Genomic DNA, 20,375 nt, shown 5'->3' with positions numbered 1-20,375 from the left:
TTCGCCTTATCAGCACATCATTGTTATCAGGCGGCCTGTTAACCGCCGATAATAACAAATCAGTTACCGGCTTCTTCCAGCACTTTGTGGATCACGGCGGAAAGCTCGTTGATCTCAAATTTAGCCACGTAGCCGTTGGCGCCGACTTTACGCACGTGGTCTTCGTTAGCGCTGCCCGAAAGCGAAGAGTGGATCACTACCGGGATATTTTTCAGGCCCAGATCGCTCTTGATATTGCGCGTTAAGGTAAAACCGTCCATTTCCGGCATTTCAAGGTCGGTTAATACCATCGCGATTTTGTCGTGAATGGAAACGCCTTCCGTCATCGCCTGCTGCGCCATCAGCTTGATTTTTTCCCAGGCTTCGAGGCCCGTGGTGTGCATAACGGCAGGGATGCCCATCACCTTCAGACCCTGCTCCAGCATCTGGCGCGCGACCTTAGAGTCTTCCGCTACGATAGCGACCGATCCGGGCCTGATATTAAACTCTTTCACCTTAACGTCTTCTGCTTTTACGTCCCGCACGGAAGGAATAACGTCATGCAGGATCTGCTCTACGTCCAGCACCATCGCCATGCTGTTAGTTTTGTCATCCAGGCAGGCAATGCTGGTGATATTACGGCTGCTGATACCGGATTCTGCCGTATGGATCTGGCTCCAGTTCAGGCGCACGATATCGTCCACGGATTCCACGGCGAAAGCCTGCGTGCTGCGGGCATATTCGGTAACCAGCAGCAGGTTTAAGCCTGTTTCCGGCGTGCAGCCTGCAACGGCCGGCAGATCGATAACCGGGATAAACTGGCCGCGAATGTTCGCCATGCCCAGCAGAGGTGATTTCATACCCGCCGCTTTGGTAATAGTCGGCATAGGGACGATCTCGCGCAGCTTAAACACGTTAATACCGAAAAGTTCTGATTTCGCATCGTTCTGATCTGAGCCTAAACGGAATAACAGAAGCTCAAACTTGTTGGATAAGGCGAGATTCGCTCTCTCATCAATCTCTTTCTGGAAATTATCCATTACTACCTCTGGGTTGCCTGACTGTTTGTACGCTGGTAAGCGGCGCACAACGGCACGCGGCTTATCACTCTGTGAGTGTTATCGGCACCGGTGAAGAAAAGTACAGGGCAACAAAGAAAGGGTGAACCGAATTAATTACTAAGCGTTAAAGCCAGACAGCCGCAGCGCAGGGAATCAACGCCGGGCCTTACCGGCTCACGGGTTGACTGACTGAACGACTGACAATAACTGCTGACAATGACTGAATGAATGACGGCGGCTGGCCGAGTGATTCTGTGTCGTGACGATTATGTATAAGGTACTGGCTTGATAACGTCTTTAACTAACGGTTAGTTCGACAGCAGTCCGGGCCGTTTTTTAACGCATTGTATTTTCTGAAGGCGGCTGGCGGCTTATGGTATTTTTTAGCAAAAATGCGGGTAAACGTCTGCTGAGATTCATAGCCGTATTTTTGTGAGATAGTCATCACCGTTTCGGTGGTTTTGATTAAGTCCCCTGCCGCCAGCGCCAGTTTGGTGTCGCGAATGTAGTTGCCCAGATTTTTGCCCATCACGCGCTGAAACATCCTCTGCAAATGCCATTTTGAATAGCCTGCCTTTTCCGCCACGTCGTCGATTTTTAACGGCCGATGGATGTTGGCGTCTGTCCAGGCCGCCAGCTCATAAATGATGATCTGCTCTCGCTGCATTGTCTTTTCTCTTCTGCCGCTATCGTCTTTAGTATGTTGTAATTAAATAGAGTTATATGCCGGTTTTAGCTTGTTCAGGGCTTATATAGCCATAGCGTGAGGAAGCATAGCAGCTAAGGTTCGGGACATTTATAGGCCATATGGAGTTAAAGCTATGAATGCTGCTCATTAATCGGCAACGTGCTGATGGCAGCAATGTTTCCCCTGCCGCCGATAAAAAATTTGCCTCAGCCATTTTCTTTCCCGCCTGCCACTTAGCGCACGCCCTGCTTACCCAATATTTCTGAGTACGGTTCATTTTGGCAGGGTAAAAAATGCCGCTACAGCATTAAGTGCTTTTGCCGCTGGCCGATGCCGCTTTGCTTATCGTCAAAACAGCGTTATAAATATTGCTGCCTTGAGCGGCCTGGTAAATAGCTGCCAGCATACTCATCTCAGGAGCTTCCGTGCCTTATTTAATACTCGGTTTCCCTTTCTGGCCATTGGGCTGGTATTAGTTTATTCAGGCCGGAGGAAAAAAGAGAAAAATTACTTTGTTCCCGCTTTCGTGATGCCGATCGCCGCTTTTGTCAATATCGTTATCGGGCTGGGTATGGGCTAAAGGACTGCTTGTGCAAAGAAAAGGAGAATTCAATGCAAATTATCTATCCCAGCGAGTTATTTCAACCAAAACGTCCTGATGAAGCCTTTGCGCAAGAGTATTATTGCGCGCGTGAAAAAGGTCTGCATTGCCTGCTGTTGTCGTCAGATGCGGCGGCTATGGGCGATTATCATTTTTCCTCGCCTTTTCTGTCCGACCACATAATTTGGCGCGGCTGGATGATGTCGGCACCGGAATATCGGCAGCTGCATCATGCCGTAACCGTGCGTGGGGCCGCGATGATGATGTCGCCAGAAGAGTATCTTCGCTGCCATCATTTGCCGGGCTGGTATAATCTTTGCCGCGATTTCACGCCGGAAACGAGAGTTGTTCATCCCGATGTAGATTTTGATGCCCTGCTGGCTGAGCTACAGTGGCCCGTCTGTTTTGTCAAAGACTACGTAAAATCTTTAACCACGTCCCGAGGATCGGTTGCGCATAACGCCAATGAGATCCGCGAGATTGTTCAGCTGCTGAAAAAATTTCGTGGCGAAATCGAAGGCGGTATTTGCCTGCGTCGTTTTGAATCTTTTAAACCTCACAGTGAAAAGCGCTATTTTGTGCTGAACAAACAGGTTTACGCCGCCGACGGCGATGTATCGACAAGCGTAAGAGAGATAGCCAGCCGGATAGACAGCTCGTTTTTTACGATAGATATGATTGAGAATACGCTCGGAGAACCACGGCTGGTGGAAATTGGCGACGGGCAGGTTTCAGATCTTAAGGAGTGGCCGGTCACGCGGTTTGTAGAGATGCTGGCGAAGCAGATGGAATAAATTCAATAATATAAGAATAGAGAGTTATGGCCTGGATCTACAATGTAATAACCAAGAAATTCTCCCGCAATGGCGACTATAAATTTAGCGCTGAGTATGCGGGATCGCCGGGTTACATAGACAACCCTGATTATGAGTGCGTTAAGAATAAAGGGCCGCTGCCGCGCGGCAATTATCATATAACTGGCCCGGTTGCAGTTCACCCTACGGCAGGAAGATATGTTATCAGGTTTAATCACATAGCGGGAACAACATGTGCGGGCGTGAGGGTTTTTTGATTCATGGTGGTAATGGCAGAGGAACCGCATCCAATGGCTGTATTATTTTGATGCGGGGATACAGGGAAAAGATAATAGAAAGCGGCGATAAGGAGCTGATTGTACAATGAAAAAATTCACAACCGCTCTTCTTATATTGCTGCTCAGCGCTTGCGCATTAAATAGCTCAGAGGATAAGCTTTACAGAAAGGTGTTAATGGCCATTAATGAACAGAAAACCGAAAAATTCTCTGATACGGATTACGAGAACATATTAGAGTACTTATCTAAAGGACAGGATCGCTGGATAAATCCTTACCCTGCGCTCGACAAAGAACCCTTTTTAAGCATCACTTATTTTCAGGAAGGATTACATATTTCGATGGCTGAAGCATTGATAAACAATACCACAGGAACATTACAATATCTCAACAAAGACAATATCGAGCATATTTGCGGAATTCCCTTTATTGAACCAACAGTTGAAGAAATAGATGTATATTACATTAAAGCACGAGCGGCGCTGAAAGTAGCTTCTGCTAAAAGCGGTTGGAAGGAACTTTGTATTTTACAACTTGAAAATTCATACTCTGGATTTCAGAATATGGTTCGTCCTACAGAGGGCAAAGCATTTTGCTCAAAAGCCATTTTTTACAAATTTTGAAGCAACCATAACATTGACCGGAGAAAACAATGTTTAAATATAAAAGGATTGGAGCAATTTTAGTTTTTTTTAATATCAGCATATTGCATATGGATTGCTGCAAGGCCAACCAAAATAGTCAGAGTAGATAATGGTGCTGTTTTTGTAGAGCACTTACCAATGACTACTGAAGGAAAAATAAAATGGTGGTTAAAAAACAGAGAATTACTTCAGAATAAATCTCAAATTATTAATACTCCTGATAACTTCACAGTTATCGTCATGAATTTCAATGGTTACGAGAAACTTCCCAAAGGCACCAGAGATGGTTCAATAGATGACTATACCTGCTTTGATGATACGAATGGCGAGCATAATAATTGTGTGTATAACAGCATCGCATTTGTTGTTAGAGGAAGCATAGATGGAAAAGCATTTATAAATATAGGTGATAAAACGTATATCCAGAGCTCTGATGGCAAGGTATCCTTAAAATAACAAAACAGGATACTTTGCATAAAAATACATTATAGTTTAGATAAGCTACCTTAACAGTTGAACTGTATCGGATTCATTGAGCAAGTCTCAAATTGATGCTCCTCAGAACATTGTCGATGATCAAAGTTCTAATTTCTCCAGTATGTACCTGCAGCTTCTCCCTGAACCTGGAGTCATTCAAGATCTGCTCAAACTCTAATTTAACCTCGTCATTAAACGTCTCAAACGATACCAGCCAATTCTGCTCGTCTTCCTTGATCTTCCAGCTAATAATAGTACTCATCCAATAAAGTCCATTTCTGATTACCCATTCAGAAACCATTTTTCTATGTTTTTTTTCACAACATTACCATCCCGAAAGTAATGCGACAAAAAGGAGAAACTTAACTTACTAGTTTCAAATCATAAAATCGCTCAGTAAATTAAATTTAAACATCAAAAAAAACAATCTGTTGTTAAATATAAGATTTCATATAAAAATTTGACGGTGGTTTTTATTGCCTATATTCGGATCCACTTTTATTAATATTTTTTTCGAAAGCCTCACAGAAAACAAAAATAAGATTATACAGTTTATTGTTTTGCGCGTAGATGTGCAACCGTGATACCCATTTAAGGTATGAGATGAGAAAATGATTAAGAGGAGTGATTTATTGACTGAAATTCAGCAAGAATATGTGCCTCCGGTCAAAAACACTGCATGGCGGGCAGCGTTAATCAGGAAGGCATTAAGGATTTCCGCTTTCAAGATTTGCAACACACCTGGGCGAGCTGGCTCATTCAGGCCGGAGTGCCGCTTTCTGCCTTACAGGAAATGGGTGGCTGGGAGTCGATAGAAATGGTGCGCCGGTATGCGCATCTGGCACCGAACCATCTGACCGAGCATGCGCGTAAAATTGACTCACTTTTGGGGAGTGACGACACAAATACGACACAAGGAGGAAATCAGGTGGGATTGAAACTAGCGTAAGCTATTGAAAAGTAATGGTACGCCCTACAGGATTGTGTAATAAATCATATCACCATGTAAATTAAAGACATTTACCCAATCAATAATTTAACATACCCCCAAAAGTACCCCCAATTAATTTAGAGTCACTTTCTATTGGGTGTTTTTTTGAGCAGTCTTTTAGGCTGGGTCTAGTTTTTGCTCCTACTAAATTTTCTAATCCTTCATAACACTCCTTCGTTAAATATTATCACCCAGCTTAATATTGTCTGTTACTTACTTCAAATTTACTTATATTCCTATGTTGTAATTTAAGCATTTTTTTGCACTTCTAACTCGTCATGTGGGGCTAAAAAGCGTTTAACAGTGAATGATGTTACATACAGCTTCGATAGCGCCTGTAATGTACTCATCTTTATCATCCACGTTCCTAATTAAAAGGAAGATGTCCGCTATGAGCGAGAAGCGGAAGTTCATCCTTTTATGTTGATGAAGATTTCACGAACAATCCAAAGTGTTAATTAATGGGGAGCAGGTCAAGGCGTTTTAACGTCCCATATGTCACATGAGACGATTTTGCGCGATAGAATTTACGGCTTATCAGGAGTCATTCTTGAGCTCCTATTCCTCTGAAAACATAATTAGCCATATCTGTGACCTGCTCTTCGTTAGTAAGGTATGCGAATATTAATCTGAGTCCATTTTCCCAAACTCTGTCAAGCCGACAACTGAACCACCAGCAACATGAGCTTGCAAACCCGCTTCCTGCATTTCACTCAGATCCACTGCTTGACTATCCTCTAATCCAATAGAGAACATAGGATAGGCCCAGTTCCAATGCTGATCAGGAATCAAACTATTATTCTCAATCTTAAAAAAACTGACCATGAGATGATGGTTCCCCTGAATTGCCTCGTCATCATAGATGTTTGCCAGTACACCAAATTGCTTGTAGCCTGCTTGTTCATTCTCGTACATTTTTATCTTCGTGCCGTTTCTGATCATCCAAAAAGAATGGTTCCCAATGGCATCAGTGGCTTGCCAGTTGGATTCGTCAATTTCCCAATCAAGGTATTGTTTATAATTTGGCTGAGGTTTTAGTTTTTTGTCATTACTAAACCAATGTATTGGAGGGAGTGCAGGTTGAAGTCCTTTCGGCAGGGGGGATTGACCCGCGGCAATGGAATGCATGATCTTTGTCATTGATGGAAGCCCCATTAAATGCCATACATCATGTTTATCCTTTTTAAGGATAAGAAGCCCTTTAGATACGCCATCCGCGTAAGTTGACTTTAAACGGATTAGTATGTCCTTGTTACCGTCTTTATCGAGGTCTTCAATGTTCATTGAAGATGCCACGACTTCATCATTCTCTGCGCCTGGGATAATTGCCCAGTACCCAATATCGTAGAATCCTGGTCTGCCAATCACTTTATCTATTAAACTCTGTCCAGAGGGTTCGAAGATCATCAGGAAGCGGCTAAGGGCACCATTAGCGCTCACAGCTTTTCCGTAGACTACTACGGAATTTGATGTGCTTAGGTCGAGTGACTCACTTGTCACTGAGTCAAATACCACAGAGGTCAAATTTGTGGCAAGTTGCTGCTGCATGCAGGCTCGAGCCATTTCTACTAATTTTTCGCGAACATCAGAAGATCGTATAGGTTGTGAAGTAAAATGGAAAAGCCCTATTATAACCACTACACCTAGTATTCCCGATATAACGTAACCTAGAACCTGCTCTTTGACCAATTTCACAACACTCATCAATATCTCCTTCAACTTCACTTTAGCGCCTTAGTACTTTTAAAGTTGCCATGCTGAAATCCGTTAATTATTAATTCACTCTCGATGACAATACCAATCCTGCCAGACCTAATATTAATTTCCGTCTAAGCGCACGAAAATATTACAGCCAGTAGAAGCAGAATTGTCAGGTACTGCTTAATGATTTTCACCCATCTGTGCTTGGTAAGTTAAAATCGCGGTGTTCAACTCTTCAACATAGCGCTCAAATTCACATGAGACATACATGAGAAATTTTTCATCCATCAGTACATTATTAAAAATAGTCATTGAAATACCAGCATTCTCAGCCTTAGCGCGATGAATGGCTCGCAAGAGTCGCTTTTGAGCGTCATTTTTTTTGGTTTGCTTGCATGAAAGCATTTTATAGTTATCTGCAACACCATCGCTATGAGCCATGATGTTTCTGATCACCGATAGATGATCGATATCCTTAATGTTTTCACCGCCGAAATTCTGCTTGAGGCGTTTATGGCAATCCTCAACTGTCTTGTATTTTTTATCCGTAATTTTACATGATAGGTGATCCATAAGTTCTAGACAATCAACCATACGGTGTTCAAACAGACCAAAAATGGTAAGAAAAGCTGAGCGACGGGTAAGTTGCGCTATCAGATGCTTATATTCAGATTTAACTTCATTTTCATCATACCCTATGCATGATCCACAGGAATAGTATGTGCGTTGATACGTTGAAACCCCTCCATCTTCATGATGTCTTTCATCTTGAAACTCTCCAGACTCAATGGTCCCGGGCTTATCGGCATCGTTTAGCACACGGGATATATTTGTTTCTGCCTGCTCCGCAAGCATTTTCATTACGGGAATTGAGGCGGTCGCTCCCCATAACTTCGCGTTAAAGTAAAATTTTGCCACACTCTAAATTTCCATTAAAAACAGATTATTGACCTCAGATTCTATCGCTAAACTAGTAAGTATCCTACTCAAATTGGCCATGTGCTTTTGTTATCTGGCCTAACAAGCCGTAATGTTGTAGTGGCTCATTAAATTTGGTAATCCGAACAAAGGTACACCACGTCCGCTCCTGGCACAAAGCGGACTGAAAAGTAGGTCAATGTCCGCTATGAGCGAAAAGCGGACATTGAAGTAGTATTACTGGCAGTGATGAATAATCTTCACAGGGATTATTGCCCTGGAGCATAGTCGCAGTCACATAATGATTCGAGAGTGCAGCTCTTAAATAACGGCGAAGCTATGTGCCCGGGTTAATTTCCGCCAGTAGCCAACGCTCGAAGACATTCAGCGCCGTCTCATTAATGCCTGTTTCAGCCGGTTTAATTAAACAAAACTTTTTACTGAGTGAGATAGATTCAGGCCAGGGGGCAACAAGCTCCCCGCTATTTAACTCTTTTTCGACATACATGCGCGGCACTATTGCGACGCCTTGTCCTGATAGCGCAGCGGCGATAGACATTTCATGAAGATCATAGCGGACTCCCTGCGCTGGATTATCGAGTTCGATCCTGGTTTCCTGCGCATAGCATTGCCATGCCTGCGGATTCTGACGACGGTGAATCCGTGGCAGTTTGTTAAGTTGCGCGTTGTGTTCTTTGCTTTTTACCAGCGCTGGATGACATACAGGTAGCAGCGTTTCCTGGAAAAGAAACTGCATATGCATACCTGCCCATGCCGGATGATCAAAATGAACTGCGGCGTCAAAACCACTGCCGGTGAGAATAAAAGGATCGGTTCTGGCGACAATATTCACTGTGATATCTGGATACTGAGTGTAAAAGCTGTTCAGGCGGGGGATCAGCCAGCGGCACGTAAAGGTCGGCAGAGCGGCAATATCCAGATTTTTACTGCCTTCAGGCATACCCATGATTGATTGTGTATCTCTTTCGAGCCGCTCAAGCGTTTCGCGTATCTGATATGCATAGCGGGCGCCAACCGGATTGAGCTTAACGCGACTGCCGGTACGATCAAATAATCTGCAGTTCAGCATGGACTCAAGGCGTGCGATTTGCCGACTGATTGCGCCCTCGGTTAGTGATAACTCCTGCGCCGCGCGCGCAAAATTACCGTGCTTTGCTGCAGCCTCAAAGGCCAGCAGGGAGCGGCTACTGGGAATTTTCATGGGCATTATCGTGGCCTTAAATGTCTATGCGTAACTTGTTTCAATGACAAAAGCTCACTGAGTCATGAAATAATGTCGATTTTAACAGGGAAATAACTTGTTTAACATGATGAAAAGTCATCAGGTAGGATGTTGCTCGCCTACAATTTTTATGAGGTATTCATGCACTCTGTTATTTTTCCAACCTGTCAGATTGGTGGTTACCAGGTCATCGCGCTGAGCGATGGCACAATGGAAGCCACGCTTGATTTACTTTCAGGCATTGAGATCGCTGAGGCTGAGGGTATCCAGCGCAATGCCGGGATCGAGAAGTACGGGCGTATCCATATCAACTGCTATCTCATTCGCGGATGCGGGCGCACCATCCTGGTTGACACCGGTGCGGGCGGGCGCGACAACGTGGGAGGGCAGCTCCGGTTGAAACTTGCGATGCTCGACATCTGCCCTGATGACATAGACACGATATTATTGACGCACGGCCATCCCGATCATATTGGCGGTCTGCTGCATGAAAATGGAGAGCCAGTTTATAAAAAAGCTGAGCTCCACCTGCATCCGCTCGAAATTGCACACTGGCAGGACAATGAAAAACAACAGGCAGCCAGCGAGCGCGGCAAACGTAATTTCACACTGGTTCGCAAGACCTTAGACGCCTATGCCGGAAGGATATGTTTGCTTGATGAGAGTGAAGTAATGCAGGGAATTCGTCCTGTATGGCTGCCGGGCCATACACCAGGGCATACCGGATTTCGTATTCATTCCGATAAAAAAGAGTTGTTAATATGGGGCGATATCGTTCATTTCCCACATATTCAGTCATCACATCCCACTGTATCAATCATGTTTGATGTCGATCCTATGCAGGCCGAAGAGACAAGGAAAAAAACGTTGAAACAGGCTGTAGATGAAAAATTGATAATTGCCGGCATGCATCTGGATCAGGCAGGATTCTCCTGCTTCAAGCAGTCCGGGGAGGCCTATTTCCTTTGCAAGTTACATCAGGAATAGCAAAAAAATATCCCCGTTACCAATAGATAAAAGAAAATCTAACAAGCTTTCACAATGCCTGGCAACAGGTCCTTTAAGTGTGCAACGTCCGCTTCTGGCACAAAGCGGACAAATAAAGTTCATTGCTTATTGTGCCTGTAAAAATTTTTCGATATACAAGTGTCGCTTTATAACTGATCCAGAATTTTTTATATGTCTTATATATGCTAAAAGATCTGGCTCACTAAGAAGGTAAACGCATGCTGAGACATTGTTTCGCGCTCGCATTATTTATAAGCAAAAACGTGTCGTTCAGTTGGTTCAGTTGGTTCAATTTGTAAAGGCAGTTGTTTTAAAAGGACTAATTTCTAGAAATTGAACCAACATATCCCCGGATTGAACCAACAACGGGGCTACCTGAACCAACAAATCCTTGTGTCTTACATTGTCTTACGATGATAAAATAGCCGCCTGTTCCCTCAACGTGGTGCGTCATGAGCAAATCCTTGTCCGTTACCTTCCGCGTTCCTGCTGAGTTAAGTGCTGCCTTTACCAATGCTGTTGGCGCCTCTGGTGGCGATAAAACCGCATGGCTTGTCGATGCCATCAGGCAGAAGCTGAGCCTGCCAGAGAGTAATCCTGACGCTCGCTTAATGTCGCTGGTGGAACGTATGGAAGTGGCCGCCGCTGCTCTTATCGTCGGTAAGCAGGGTGTGCCGGGACATTCATATGATGAAGCTGCGGTAATTCGCATAGTTGCGGAGACTATCAATCAGGGCTTTAACAATGGTCGCATCATTGCAGAGCGACTCAACGATGCAGGCTATCAGACAAAAGCTGGTAAGGCGTGGACTAAGGATATTTACAGCGCATGGAAACGTCAGGCAGACCATAAAACAAAAGTCGGTGCAGCCATGCCCAGAAATGAGTAACCTGAATGGGTAGGCTTGTTGATGTTGCATGGATGGAAAATGAAAAAACGCTTTTGGCTAGTTCCGGGTATTGTGTTTGTTACTGTGTTCTTTGGAATGAAAGCTCTATTGGGAGGTGGGTGTTCAGATGGCTGGCAGTCATCGTCGATTGGTATACAGGGAGCGTGCTCACATCATGGCGGCGTTGGAGGCGGAGGGGGAATATCGCTTATTTGTGCCCTAGCTCTGGCTGGCTATAGCTTTTACAGATTAGACAAAGCGGAAGCCAAAAAAAACCGTAGGATACACGAATCATCAAAGCAGAATGAGTGGTTCAGGCTTGATCTAACTTCGGCACCATTCAATCCACAAGAACACTATTCAATTAAGGGAAATGCCCTCTCACATGCCTACCTTCCCAGCATTGATTCTAAGCCTGAATCTTTAACAGTGACAATTAGTGATACTGATTCAACCAAAATAGAGAAGTTGGCGCGCGCTTTATCCTCACATAGCTACGCCCCGGATATGCTGGCCCTCGACGGTCTCAATGTTTCCCTAACGATGAATATCGGTGAGATAACATCCTTCCAGGCGCACCAGATTTCAGATATTAGTTCTTTGGGAAACGCTGCTATTTCTCTCAAAGAGACGCTGGATAAGCATTTATATCCTAACGCTTGATATTTCTTCTTTCAGCCGGCTTTTGCCATTTAGCCCCTGACGCAGCCATCCTCTGCTGGTGGCGCTCTTTAGCCTGAAGTGCCTGAGCTTTTCCGTTCCTGATGGTGTACAGCGTACGCCTGTACAGTGGCTCACCGTCCTGGCGGGCAATATGTAGCAGCGTCATCTCAATCGGCTGTCGGTCAATCAATTCTCACCGCTTGTTTACAGTGAACGCTTATGCTAAATGAGGCTGGTGGCGTCAAACTCGATCATGGAAACCACTGATCATCTGTCAGGATGGTGAATATTTGGTCTTGCAGGTAGGTTTATAGCAACACCTCACATGGATTTATGATTATGGATAAGTTTGACCGCTCCATTCAGCTTGATTTGATCCAGGCGCTTTATGATTCTTCTCCCGAAGGGCTAACACATGATAAGTACAACGAAATAGAGGGCAGATTTGGTGGCGTCATTAACACAGTCGCTAACCTCAAATACTTAGAAGGGCACGGCCTGATAACTGTTCGGATTGACCGTTATATCAATAGTTCTTACGAGGTTTCTTCAGAGTTGATGGGTATAACCCCCAAGGGGATAGACTTCATCCGTGATGATGGTGGGCTTGGGGCAATACTGAATGTAGTGAACATCCGACTTCACAGCGACACCATCAATCAGCTTGAGGCAATAATTAACAGCTCAAGTGCGCCGGCAGAAGAGAGGGCGAATTTGATTTCAACACTTCGCAAGCTTCCTGAAGATGCCATAAAACATTTGAACCTGAAATTACTGGATGCGGGGCTGGCTCACCTGCCGAACGCGTTTCACGCAATTCAAACAGCGATCCAAAACCTGTAAGGGCATTCTGCTCTTTTACTTTACTGAATCTGCCCCATCCGATTTGTCGGCTGAGAAGAATCCAGAAGTCTTGACTGTGCTCTGCCTGTATAAAAAAGCCGTTATGATGGAAATACGCACTGTAGATTTTCATGGTTACTAGATCCTCGCTTAACTTATGAGGTTCATGCGGGATAACATCAAAACCCCTCACGCTCAGCAATCTCTTCGGCCGCTTGCTTCAGCGGTTTGCCAAATACTTCTTTGCTCCAGCAATCAGCAGCTGTTCTGTAGCCAACATGGTCAAAGGTGCCATCCTCGCGCACATAGTTCGCTCTGACAGGTGGCAGTGGCCCGTCAAAGGATTTACTACCCTGCTCTTTTGCTAACCTCTCCAGCGCAGCCAGGCGGGTTTTAATGCTCATCGTTACCACCCACCAGCAACGCCCTCAGCTCTGAGGACTGCGGGAAACTGTACCCACGCACTGACAGGCGCTCTATGGCCTTCTCATACGCTCCTGAAGGGACATTACTTGCTAACTCGTCCATCAGGGCAGAAATCACCTGCACATCACCATCTTTCAGTGTCATGGCCTTTTCCAGCCGATTTAATCTTGCCAGCAGACTACCCATGATAATCACCCTTTTGAGTAAGCTGATTATGGCGCTGTGCTTCTTCAGCCGTGGCGTTACGGAAAAGCCCTTTATCCTTCACGCAGCCGCCGCCAGACTCGCGGGAACCGTCAGGGCTGACACCGATAAGCCAGATTTCATCAGGGCCGCTGCTGGTAGTCTGAGCGCCAATAGTGGCCTCCAGCGCTTTAATTCTTCGTAACAGGCTCATTATTCGTTCCCCTGTGTTTTCTCCAGCTCTGCGATACGCTCAGCCAGTTCTGAAATTTCGATAATCTTCGCCATGTTTGCCAGTCCATCCAGAATCATTTTCCCCTGGTCGGCCGGCAATTCTCCCGCGGCTATCGCCTTAATTACCGAACGGGCCGCTGCTGGTAAATCGCTGTCGTCCAGATCGAACGATACCGGCTGATAAACCGGCTTATTCGGTGGCACTACTCTGTCCAGGATGAGGCGGCAGGCGGCCATATCGCCTTCTTTAGCCGCGTCCATGATGGTTTTCACAGCATCATCAGCGCCACCTTCCAGTACACGCCTCAGTTCAGCTGCTTTACTGCTGCGGCCACCTGGATTACCCGATGCGCCTTTTTTCCATTTGCCGCCTTTATCACGGCTGGCCTGTTCTTTCGTGCTGTCAGGCATCTTTCTGCCACCTTGCGCTATTTCTCATACCCGTTTCACCTTGACCAAACTCAACAGGATTGTGACTCCTGAGTGAGCGCTTTATCTAACAGGCCGCGAGCTATGACGTGGATAGTCGGCGCGATGCCTAAAGACGATTTGGCGCGTTCCTGCTCCTGAATTTTGCGCAGGGCTTCGATTTGTTCAGCTCCCCGAATTATTGGGTACCCCTTTCTCTGGCCTAGGTTCGTTCTGATTTACCGGTCGTTTGGATGGGTTCCCCCTCACCAAAACCAGGTGTGACGGGGTTTTCGGTGGTCCGGACATGGGGGAAACTCCACTGAGAGGGTACATTGGGGGTACCCATAAAAAAGTTTTCTAACCTGCGGCGATGCGAGAAAAACTCAGGCGGCGGTCCTCTGGGGCGCAGGCTCTGAACTCTCAGCGCGCCCTTCCCCTCTCTTTGCCTTGATGAGAATTATTCTCGACTGATGGTATTTATTTATATTTCAACAGGCTGCTAATGGGTGCCCAGATATCGGTTTATTGTACCTGTCGAACTCTTCCAGCCAGTAAGAAGCTGCTTTTGCGGGCTGCCTGTGAGCTATAGAACCTCACGTTATCAGGCTGGCAGGTAAATTTGTTGGTTCAAAACAGCCGTTTGTTGGTTCAGTGTTGGTTCAGTTTCTGAATTAAAATCCTTATAAATCATTACGCTTTACAAATTGAACCAACTGAACCAACTGAACCAACACTATTTCTCTCACGTATGAGATTTATTCCCCGGCTGATTCATCCTCTGGACGGTACTGGATCACATAGACGTTATACTGCCGCTTGTTAATCCTCGGTGACTTCCGTTGGTAACCCCTGCCGCTGGCTGGCGGTGTCAGCATCCCGCTTTCCACCAGCACGCGGGCAAACTGCTTGGGATTGAACCCGCTGGCGATCTCCTGCTCAAACGTTGCCGGGAAGGTGTAGAACACTATCGGATCATCGTCATGGCTGCCGCTGGCGCGATAACCCGCCATATCGCGTACAGGCAGCGATTGAGGGTCATACGGGAATGGCGCAAACCGGCTGTAGCCGTTGGCGTTAAGAAACGCCTCACACTGGGCGATGATCTGCTGATGTTCTTTGTTGCCGGTGCCGAACTCTCTCACCCAGGCGTTATAGCTGTGCTGAATGGCATCCCGGCACGTCTGCTCGTCCCACCCGGTGATAACGCGGCCCAGTAGCAGTGAGGCCTCAAGGATGGCAAAGCGAGCGCCTACGCGGTGAACCTGCTCGCCGTATTCTGCCGGTATCAGGCTGCGCCAGCGTTCCTCAGCTTTCCTGACCGCCTCCATAGCCATACGCTGATTACCCGCTAACCACTTAATCCATTCCTTTCCCGCTGCGCCGTGGTGGTTCTGCCAGGCATCGTTGAGTGCGTCAGCGTGCTGTTTGCCGTTCGCATGCTGGTGGAATCGCACCGCCTTACTCAGCGGAATGTTCAGCAGTCTGACCAGCTGGCCCGCTTTGGCTTTTCGTCCGGCCATAGCGATGAACGTTTCTAAATCCATCTCACCTGTGCTGATGGCCACGGTGCGCCAGCGCTTCAGGTCACGGTTGCCGCCTTCTTTAGCTCCCTGCAGTTTCCCCACACCGTTGAACAGCGCATAAGCTGACTGTGAGACGCTAACCGGATCAGCGCCCTGACCCACCTCATCCAGCGGCATCAGCGCATCGTTGTGGGCGGCGGCCTCGTTAGTCAGTCCCAGTGCGGTGCCGTACCACGTCAGACGCAGCTGGTCAGGATTACCGTAGAGGCTGCTGGCAATGTTCGCGGTTGTGGTTTTACCGGCGCTTGATTGCTCATAGAAGTGAATGCCGAAGCCATCCGCACCCGCCAGGCCAATCAGGGGCGCAGCCAGCGCGGCGGCAACGCCAGTCATCATCGAATAATTACCGGCAGCCAACGCTCCAACGTTTTGACGCCAGCTCTCTGCGCTTCCCCGGCAGGTGTAACCGGCTGCGGCAGAACTGCGACCGCTGAAGAGTACCGGCTTATCGGGTGTGCCGATAACCTCCCCATCCGGCATGATATAAGCGCCGCACTGCCACCCTGTAGCGTGCGCCACTCTCCAGACTTCTCTTGACCCGTTACGCTGTAGCCAGTCCGCCAGAATCGCTCTCAGGCCGCTTTTGGTTGTAACGTTCACGCCACCAGCCTTGAGTGTTCTCCACCCCTCACGTTCGCCAATGTCAGCCAGCGGGATTGCCTGTATGGTTTCACTGTCTGACCCCCATGCCTGCCAGCGCAGAATCAGAAACTGGTCTTTATCATCGCGCCCGGTGCCGATCACCTGCAGGGGGGAGCACAGCCAGCTTTCGCGATTAATAATCTCCCCGGTCTGCTTATCGGTGTTTGGCTCAACCCAGTACACACCATCCTGACGGCTTTCAATGCGTGGCTTGAGCGCATCACGATCCGGCGCTGCTGTTTTGCCGCCTTCAATCACTTCCAGTTGAGCGCCCATGTTTTCCTCCTGCGGTTGATACATTCCAGATGCAAAATATTTTGCTGCTGCTTCCAGTCCGTTTTGCTGACGGTAATCGTCCCAGTCCGCCTTGTAGCGGGTCGGGGGTAATGACACTGAGCCATTGACGGCTTCGGCGGCTCTTTCAGCGAATACCTTGCCGCTGTTCACCTTCGGCTTACCGCTGGCATCGGGTTCTCCTGGCTCATGCCAGTCGTTATCACCGGCGATGATGAATGTGGCATTCGGATACAGGCTGCGCATAGCCTCCGCAACGGGCGACAGATTACCGGCGTCAAGCGCCACCACTGCCAGCGCATCAGGCCGCATCAGGTGAGCGGTGAGGGTTGTTGCCAGCCCTTCACCAATGATGACTTCCTTCACTTCCTGCGGCTGGTTAACGAGGTACCACGATCCTCGCTTGGCTGAGCCATAGAGCACTTTCTTTTCACCCTGCGGCGTGATGGTCTGTGCTGCGGCCACACCGCCGGATTCGTCCACCAGCGGCAACAGAATTGAACCATCGGACAAGCAAGGCAGCGTGAAGCCGTTCAACCCCCTGGCAATCAGATATTCGCTTTCGCCTGCCGTGGTTTGCGCTGCGAGCCTCTGATAGTGACTCACAAAGCTGTCGCGGCGCTGTGCTGCTTCTGCCGCCTCCTTCTGCTGGCGCTCCTGCTCATGCTGGTGGCGCTGTTCGTCAAGCTGCTGCCTTCTCTGGCTGGCGGCTTTCTGGTCTGTTTCTGTCCCACGGTAATCAATACCCAGCACATCAGCCGCCATGCGGGCGGCCTCAGTGGTGCCGCACTGATTAACCTTCTGGATCAGGTCTAAACCATCACCCGCGCCGCACTGGTTGCAGAAGAAACTACCGCGCCCTTTATCATCGAAACGGAAGCGATCTTTACCGCCACAGGCGGGGCATGATGCGTGCTGGCGGGGTGAACGGGGGACGTCAATGCCCAGCTGGCTCAGCACCATCGGCCAGCGGTCAGCCGCTGCAGTGGTCGTCTCCCGAATAAGGTCATAGTTACGCATGGAAACTCACCTCCCCTTTAGAAAGAGAGGCGCCCATGTCATTAATCATGCTCTGCCAGATGCTTTCACCGCGCTCAGTGAGGCTGCCGCCGTCTGTGCAGAGGTTCAGCAGATTGCCCGCCAGTGCCTCCCAGTGCGGATATTCCTGCTTTATCGGCTCAAGCAGATAGCTGTCCACCAGCAGCCTGATACCGTCTGAACCGTCCACAATGGCAACCTCAACCCGCTGGCCTTTAATTTCCATCGGGAACCAGTCGCCGCCGCTCTGCCGTTTGAGATGGTCATAAATTGCTGCTGAATACTGGTTCGCCAGCGCATTAAGTCGGAAGTTTTGGGTAATTAGCGTCATTGTTTGGCCTGCCCTTCCTTGTCTTTAAAATTGCGGCCAGCATCTACTGACACTTTGTGCGTCCTGGATTCTCTTTGCGCATCGCACTCTTCAAAGCGGGTCAGATTATGGATTTCTTCCACCCAGCGATAAACCTCTTCACGCAGAAGCTCGGGGGATGTGTTGGGGATCACTTCCGTCAGCAGGTGGCATAACCCGGCCTGCGCACGTAGCAGTCGGTCGCGTGAAATGTTCTCTATCGTGGCGGGAACAGGCGCAGCTTCACGGCCAACGACAGCCAGAACGCGACGTATGCTGTCTTTGTACGAAGAAAGGTTGTTATCACGCATGAGCCACCTCCTGAACCGGCAGGCGGGCAGCTAATGAAAGAATGAAATTGGGTGCCAGAACGCGTCGGGCTTCTTTCTCGCTGGTGGCTTCAACGGAGACGCGGCAGGGTTTAGCCAGCATGTCAGCGCGTGACAGAGCCAGAAAGCGAAACTGAAATTTGGGTGTAGCTTGGGTGAGGGTAGTAGCCATGGTGGCAGCCTCCTGTAACTGGGATTTAATCCCACCACCGGAAACGCCAATTTCACTGGTGGTGAGCTGAACAGGGTTGGCGTAACCGGCGTTACAGGAAACCGGCGCGGATTTCTCCGCCCCCATCCAGCCCACCATAACTTCGTGAGCGACACGGATTATAACCATATCGCCGAAAAAAGGGTGAACAGATGCGAGGACACAAAAAAAGACGCAAGGCGCGTCGTGTGTCGCCTGTAACATTAGCAGGACGCCAATCCTGTCACCGGATTTTGCCGGTGAGGTCTGAGCATAGTCCGAAAAATGAGAGCGGGGCAAGCGGTTTTTTAACTGTTTGTGATAACCCGCACTACCAGTGTAAGACACTGCCTTACACAACGTGGAGTTAGCCGCTGTCAGGCACAAAGCCATATTTTTGGCTGAGTGGATGTCAGGTTTTGACAGGTTCCCAGGGCTAACTTTGGCTAACAGGCCAGCCAGCGGGCAGGATGCTTTCAGGAAGGTGTTCATTAGTGAACCTCCGGCAATTTAGGTTGATACTTCAGCCAAAGTGCGGCCTCTTCAACAGCAAGGCTGGCTTTCTCCCCCTTACACGCCTGCAGGTCTTTACCGCGCTTGCTGGCCTTCTTGTCATACGCAGCCTGGCGTTTACTGTGGTCGTTCAGGAATGCAAATGGCACACCGTATGAGCCGGTTTTGCGGATTGATGGGATAACCTCACCAAACACCCATTCGCTGAATCGATTGGCTGCTGTTCCGGGGATCGATGCTTTACGGCTCCGCGCTATAAGTTTGTAAAAACCGGACTCAGAGACAATTGTCATAGTCTGAATGCCGCCAAGGGTGGGTATTGAATACCCCTCCTTTTCATTGTCATTCAGGCGGCGCATTGGAACTTTGTGATCGACGATTTCCAGGGCAGCACAAATATCTTTGGCAACAAACCAGGGCTCACCAAATGCGCTGACTATGCGCACGGAGACGCCTTCAAATTTGACAACGGAAATATCACCTTCGTCAGCGGTGAAAATAGCGCCCATCCTGGTGGCGAGCTGAGGGGCGGCCTCAGAAATTAATCTGCTTTTTTCAGTTTTCATTTATCAGGCTCCGTTAAGCGGCGTTGAGCGCATCCGGGTATAGGGAAAGAATGTCGTTAATCTCACGCTGAGCCAGGCCGGTATAGCCACCAGCAGCGGCATTGTTATTAACCAGTTGAATAACTCGCATCACGTCAGCGCGACAGGTGATCCGGTAACGGAAGTGGCTAACAATGCCATCACCGTTAGGCTCGTCGATGCGCTCAAGGCGAATATCAAGCCTTCTTTCCAACTCTGTTGCGTAATTATGGGAGCTGGATAACCGGCAGTAACGTAGGGTTTCATTCTCAGTAAATCCATTAACGCCGGTACGCATCATATAGACGCGAGCACGGTGTTTCTTTGGTGTTGGCTTAATGATTGTGGCAGGCGTAATATCAGAGGTGTCAGCTCTCTGATTAGCCGCCTGTGATGGGCGTTTTTTAATTTCCATTAGGCTACCTCACCACGAGATTCAGCGATACGCTGGTCAATCCAGTCATCTATCTCGCTTTCGACAAAAGCAATTGAACGCGCTCCAATCTTTACTGATTGAGGGAAGCGGCCTTGAGCAATAAGCTTATAAATCCATGCTTTACTGTAACCAGTGCGGGTAAGCACTTCAGTAAGTCGGACTAACTTTTTAGATGTTTTCATGAGTTTCTCCTTTGCTGCAGGCATAAAAAAAGCCCAATCTAATTAGAGAGGGCTCTTTTTCATTTCCAGATTGTAGGTATGACAAAATCCACAGCATGATGAACATGTGCGGTATTTATGAAAGTAAGGTTGTAAAAGCAGATTTAATCACGGTTACGTGACAGGGCTGCTCGCCCTAATGA

At 48.0% G+C, this 20,375-nt stretch carries 24 protein-coding genes and 3 pseudogenes; 9 read left to right on the top strand and 18 right to left on the bottom strand.

Features of this window, described 5'->3' with window-relative positions; genetic code table 11:
* Window positions 1-59 precede the first annotated feature (59 nt).
* A complete protein-coding gene (locus tag AB3U87_RS08400) occupies window positions 60-1,019 on the bottom strand; it encodes a chemotaxis protein (protein ID WP_301252398.1) in 960 nt (319 codons plus the stop codon).
* Window positions 1,020-1,341: 322 nt separating this feature from the next.
* Window positions 1,342-1,707 carry a helix-turn-helix domain-containing protein gene (locus AB3U87_RS08395; protein WP_394148841.1) on the bottom strand — a complete coding sequence of 122 codons (366 nt, stop codon included), beginning with the start codon at window positions 1,705-1,707 and terminating at the stop codon, window positions 1,342-1,344.
* 633 nt (window positions 1,708-2,340) lie between these two features.
* On the opposite strand from AB3U87_RS08395, the gene AB3U87_RS08390 reads away from it, so the two are divergent.
* From AB3U87_RS08390 to AB3U87_RS08375, 4 genes and pseudogenes are all read left to right on the top strand, one after another.
* On the top strand, window positions 2,341-3,123 hold the full coding sequence (locus tag AB3U87_RS08390) for an ATP-grasp domain-containing protein (protein ID WP_394148840.1): 783 nt from the start codon (window positions 2,341-2,343) through the stop codon (window positions 3,121-3,123).
* 253 nt (window positions 3,124-3,376) lie between these two features.
* Window positions 3,377-3,511 (top strand): hypothetical protein, encoded by a 135-nt coding sequence (locus AB3U87_RS08385; RefSeq protein WP_370734501.1) that lies wholly within the window; start codon window positions 3,377-3,379, stop codon window positions 3,509-3,511.
* Between the two features lie 465 nt (window positions 3,512-3,976).
* Window positions 3,977-4,081, top strand: a pseudogene (locus tag AB3U87_RS08380) (DUF3289 family protein); the annotation flags it as partial.
* A 35-nt stretch (window positions 4,082-4,116) separates the two neighbouring features.
* A complete protein-coding gene (locus tag AB3U87_RS08375; RefSeq protein ID WP_394148855.1) occupies window positions 4,117-4,521 on the top strand; it encodes a DUF943 family protein in 405 nt (134 codons plus the stop codon).
* A 73-nt stretch (window positions 4,522-4,594) separates the two neighbouring features.
* On the opposite strand, the gene hxsD is transcribed toward AB3U87_RS08375, so the two are convergent.
* The gene (gene hxsD / locus AB3U87_RS08370; RefSeq protein ID WP_394148839.1) at window positions 4,595-4,843 is read right to left on the bottom strand and encodes a His-Xaa-Ser system protein HxsD; all 249 of its coding nucleotides are present in this window, start codon (window positions 4,841-4,843) and stop codon (window positions 4,595-4,597) included.
* 370 nt (window positions 4,844-5,213) lie between these two features.
* Between hxsD and AB3U87_RS08365 the strand changes: the two are divergent.
* A pseudogene (locus AB3U87_RS08365) lies at window positions 5,214-5,491 on the top strand (tyrosine-type recombinase/integrase); the annotation flags it as partial.
* Window positions 5,492-6,157: 666 nt separating this feature from the next.
* On the opposite strand, the gene AB3U87_RS08360 reads toward AB3U87_RS08365, so the two are convergent.
* From AB3U87_RS08360 to AB3U87_RS08350, 3 genes are all read right to left on the bottom strand, one after another.
* Window positions 6,158-7,237, bottom strand: a complete 1,080-nt coding sequence (locus tag AB3U87_RS08360; RefSeq protein ID WP_394148838.1) for a hypothetical protein — start codon at window positions 7,235-7,237, stop codon at window positions 6,158-6,160.
* A gap of 177 nt (window positions 7,238-7,414) precedes the next feature.
* A complete protein-coding gene (locus tag AB3U87_RS08355) occupies window positions 7,415-8,152 on the bottom strand; it encodes a hypothetical protein (protein WP_394148837.1) in 738 nt (245 codons plus the stop codon).
* A 337-nt stretch (window positions 8,153-8,489) separates the two neighbouring features.
* Window positions 8,490-9,380: a LysR substrate-binding domain-containing protein gene (locus tag AB3U87_RS08350; protein WP_394148836.1), complete on the bottom strand. Its 891-nt coding sequence runs from the start codon at window positions 9,378-9,380 to the stop codon at window positions 8,490-8,492.
* 156 nt (window positions 9,381-9,536) lie between these two features.
* On the opposite strand from AB3U87_RS08350, the gene AB3U87_RS08345 reads away from it, so the two are divergent.
* The 4 genes from AB3U87_RS08345 (at window position 9,537) to AB3U87_RS08330 (ending at window position 12,799) form a co-directional block, all read left to right on the top strand.
* The gene (locus AB3U87_RS08345) at window positions 9,537-10,382 is read left to right on the top strand and encodes an MBL fold metallo-hydrolase (protein ID WP_370734469.1); all 846 of its coding nucleotides are present in this window, start codon (window positions 9,537-9,539) and stop codon (window positions 10,380-10,382) included.
* A 473-nt stretch (window positions 10,383-10,855) separates the two neighbouring features.
* On the top strand, window positions 10,856-11,293 hold the full coding sequence (locus AB3U87_RS08340) for a hypothetical protein (RefSeq protein WP_394148835.1): 438 nt from the start codon (window positions 10,856-10,858) through the stop codon (window positions 11,291-11,293).
* A 39-nt stretch (window positions 11,294-11,332) separates the two neighbouring features.
* On the top strand, window positions 11,333-11,956 hold the full coding sequence (locus AB3U87_RS08335; protein WP_394148834.1) for a hypothetical protein: 624 nt from the start codon (window positions 11,333-11,335) through the stop codon (window positions 11,954-11,956).
* A gap of 339 nt (window positions 11,957-12,295) precedes the next feature.
* On the top strand, window positions 12,296-12,799 hold the full coding sequence (locus tag AB3U87_RS08330) for a hypothetical protein (RefSeq protein ID WP_394148833.1): 504 nt from the start codon (window positions 12,296-12,298) through the stop codon (window positions 12,797-12,799).
* A gap of 179 nt (window positions 12,800-12,978) precedes the next feature.
* Here the strand turns inward: AB3U87_RS08330 and AB3U87_RS08325 are convergent, their stop codons facing one another.
* From AB3U87_RS08325 to AB3U87_RS08270, 12 genes and pseudogenes are all read right to left on the bottom strand, one after another.
* Window positions 12,979-13,203, bottom strand: coding sequence for a hypothetical protein (locus tag AB3U87_RS08325; protein WP_394148832.1), 225 nt, complete (start codon window positions 13,201-13,203; stop codon window positions 12,979-12,981).
* A complete protein-coding gene (locus tag AB3U87_RS08320) occupies window positions 13,193-13,411 on the bottom strand; it encodes a hypothetical protein (RefSeq protein WP_394148831.1) in 219 nt (72 codons plus the stop codon). Before AB3U87_RS08320 ends, AB3U87_RS08325 begins: the two co-directional genes overlap by 11 nt.
* Window positions 13,404-13,622 (bottom strand): hypothetical protein, encoded by a 219-nt coding sequence (locus AB3U87_RS08315; RefSeq protein ID WP_394148830.1) that lies wholly within the window; start codon window positions 13,620-13,622, stop codon window positions 13,404-13,406. The genes AB3U87_RS08320 and AB3U87_RS08315 overlap by 8 nt, the downstream gene beginning before the upstream one ends.
* Window positions 13,622-14,053: a hypothetical protein gene (locus tag AB3U87_RS08310; protein WP_394148829.1), complete on the bottom strand. Its 432-nt coding sequence runs from the start codon at window positions 14,051-14,053 to the stop codon at window positions 13,622-13,624. The genes AB3U87_RS08315 and AB3U87_RS08310 overlap by 1 nt, the downstream gene beginning before the upstream one ends.
* Before the next feature lie 201 nt (window positions 14,054-14,254).
* A pseudogene (locus AB3U87_RS08305) lies at window positions 14,255-14,359 on the bottom strand (phage terminase small subunit P27 family); the annotation flags it as partial.
* 449 nt (window positions 14,360-14,808) lie between these two features.
* On the bottom strand, window positions 14,809-17,592 hold the full coding sequence (locus tag AB3U87_RS08300; protein WP_394148828.1) for a DUF927 domain-containing protein: 2,784 nt from the start codon (window positions 17,590-17,592) through the stop codon (window positions 14,809-14,811).
* Window positions 17,585-17,941, bottom strand: a complete 357-nt coding sequence (locus AB3U87_RS08295) for a hypothetical protein (protein WP_394148827.1) — start codon at window positions 17,939-17,941, stop codon at window positions 17,585-17,587. Before AB3U87_RS08295 ends, AB3U87_RS08300 begins: the two co-directional genes overlap by 8 nt.
* Complete coding sequence (locus tag AB3U87_RS08290; protein WP_394148826.1) at window positions 17,938-18,270, bottom strand: transcriptional regulator; 333 nt, start codon at window positions 18,268-18,270, stop codon at window positions 17,938-17,940. The genes AB3U87_RS08295 and AB3U87_RS08290 overlap by 4 nt, the downstream gene beginning before the upstream one ends.
* Window positions 18,263-18,970, bottom strand: a complete 708-nt coding sequence (locus AB3U87_RS08285; protein ID WP_394148825.1) for a host cell division inhibitor Icd-like protein — start codon at window positions 18,968-18,970, stop codon at window positions 18,263-18,265. Before AB3U87_RS08285 ends, AB3U87_RS08290 begins: the two co-directional genes overlap by 8 nt.
* Window positions 18,970-19,557 (bottom strand): BRO-N domain-containing protein, encoded by a 588-nt coding sequence (locus AB3U87_RS08280; RefSeq protein ID WP_394148824.1) that lies wholly within the window; start codon window positions 19,555-19,557, stop codon window positions 18,970-18,972. Before AB3U87_RS08280 ends, AB3U87_RS08285 begins: the two co-directional genes overlap by 1 nt.
* 13 nt (window positions 19,558-19,570) lie before the next feature.
* Entirely contained in the window at window positions 19,571-19,990 is a 420-nt protein-coding gene (locus tag AB3U87_RS08275; protein WP_394148823.1) for a hypothetical protein, read from the bottom strand.
* Window positions 19,990-20,193 (bottom strand): helix-turn-helix transcriptional regulator, encoded by a 204-nt coding sequence (locus AB3U87_RS08270; RefSeq protein ID WP_394148822.1) that lies wholly within the window; start codon window positions 20,191-20,193, stop codon window positions 19,990-19,992. The genes AB3U87_RS08275 and AB3U87_RS08270 overlap by 1 nt, the downstream gene beginning before the upstream one ends.
* Between the last annotated feature and the right edge of the window lie 182 nt (window positions 20,194-20,375).

The organism is Erwinia plantamica, assembly GCF_043420595.1.
In the GTDB taxonomy this organism is placed as follows: Bacteria; Pseudomonadota; Gammaproteobacteria; order Enterobacterales; family Enterobacteriaceae; genus Erwinia; species Erwinia aeris.
The sequence above is the reverse complement of the archived record's forward strand: the minus strand, read 5'-3'. Positions and strand labels throughout refer to the sequence as shown.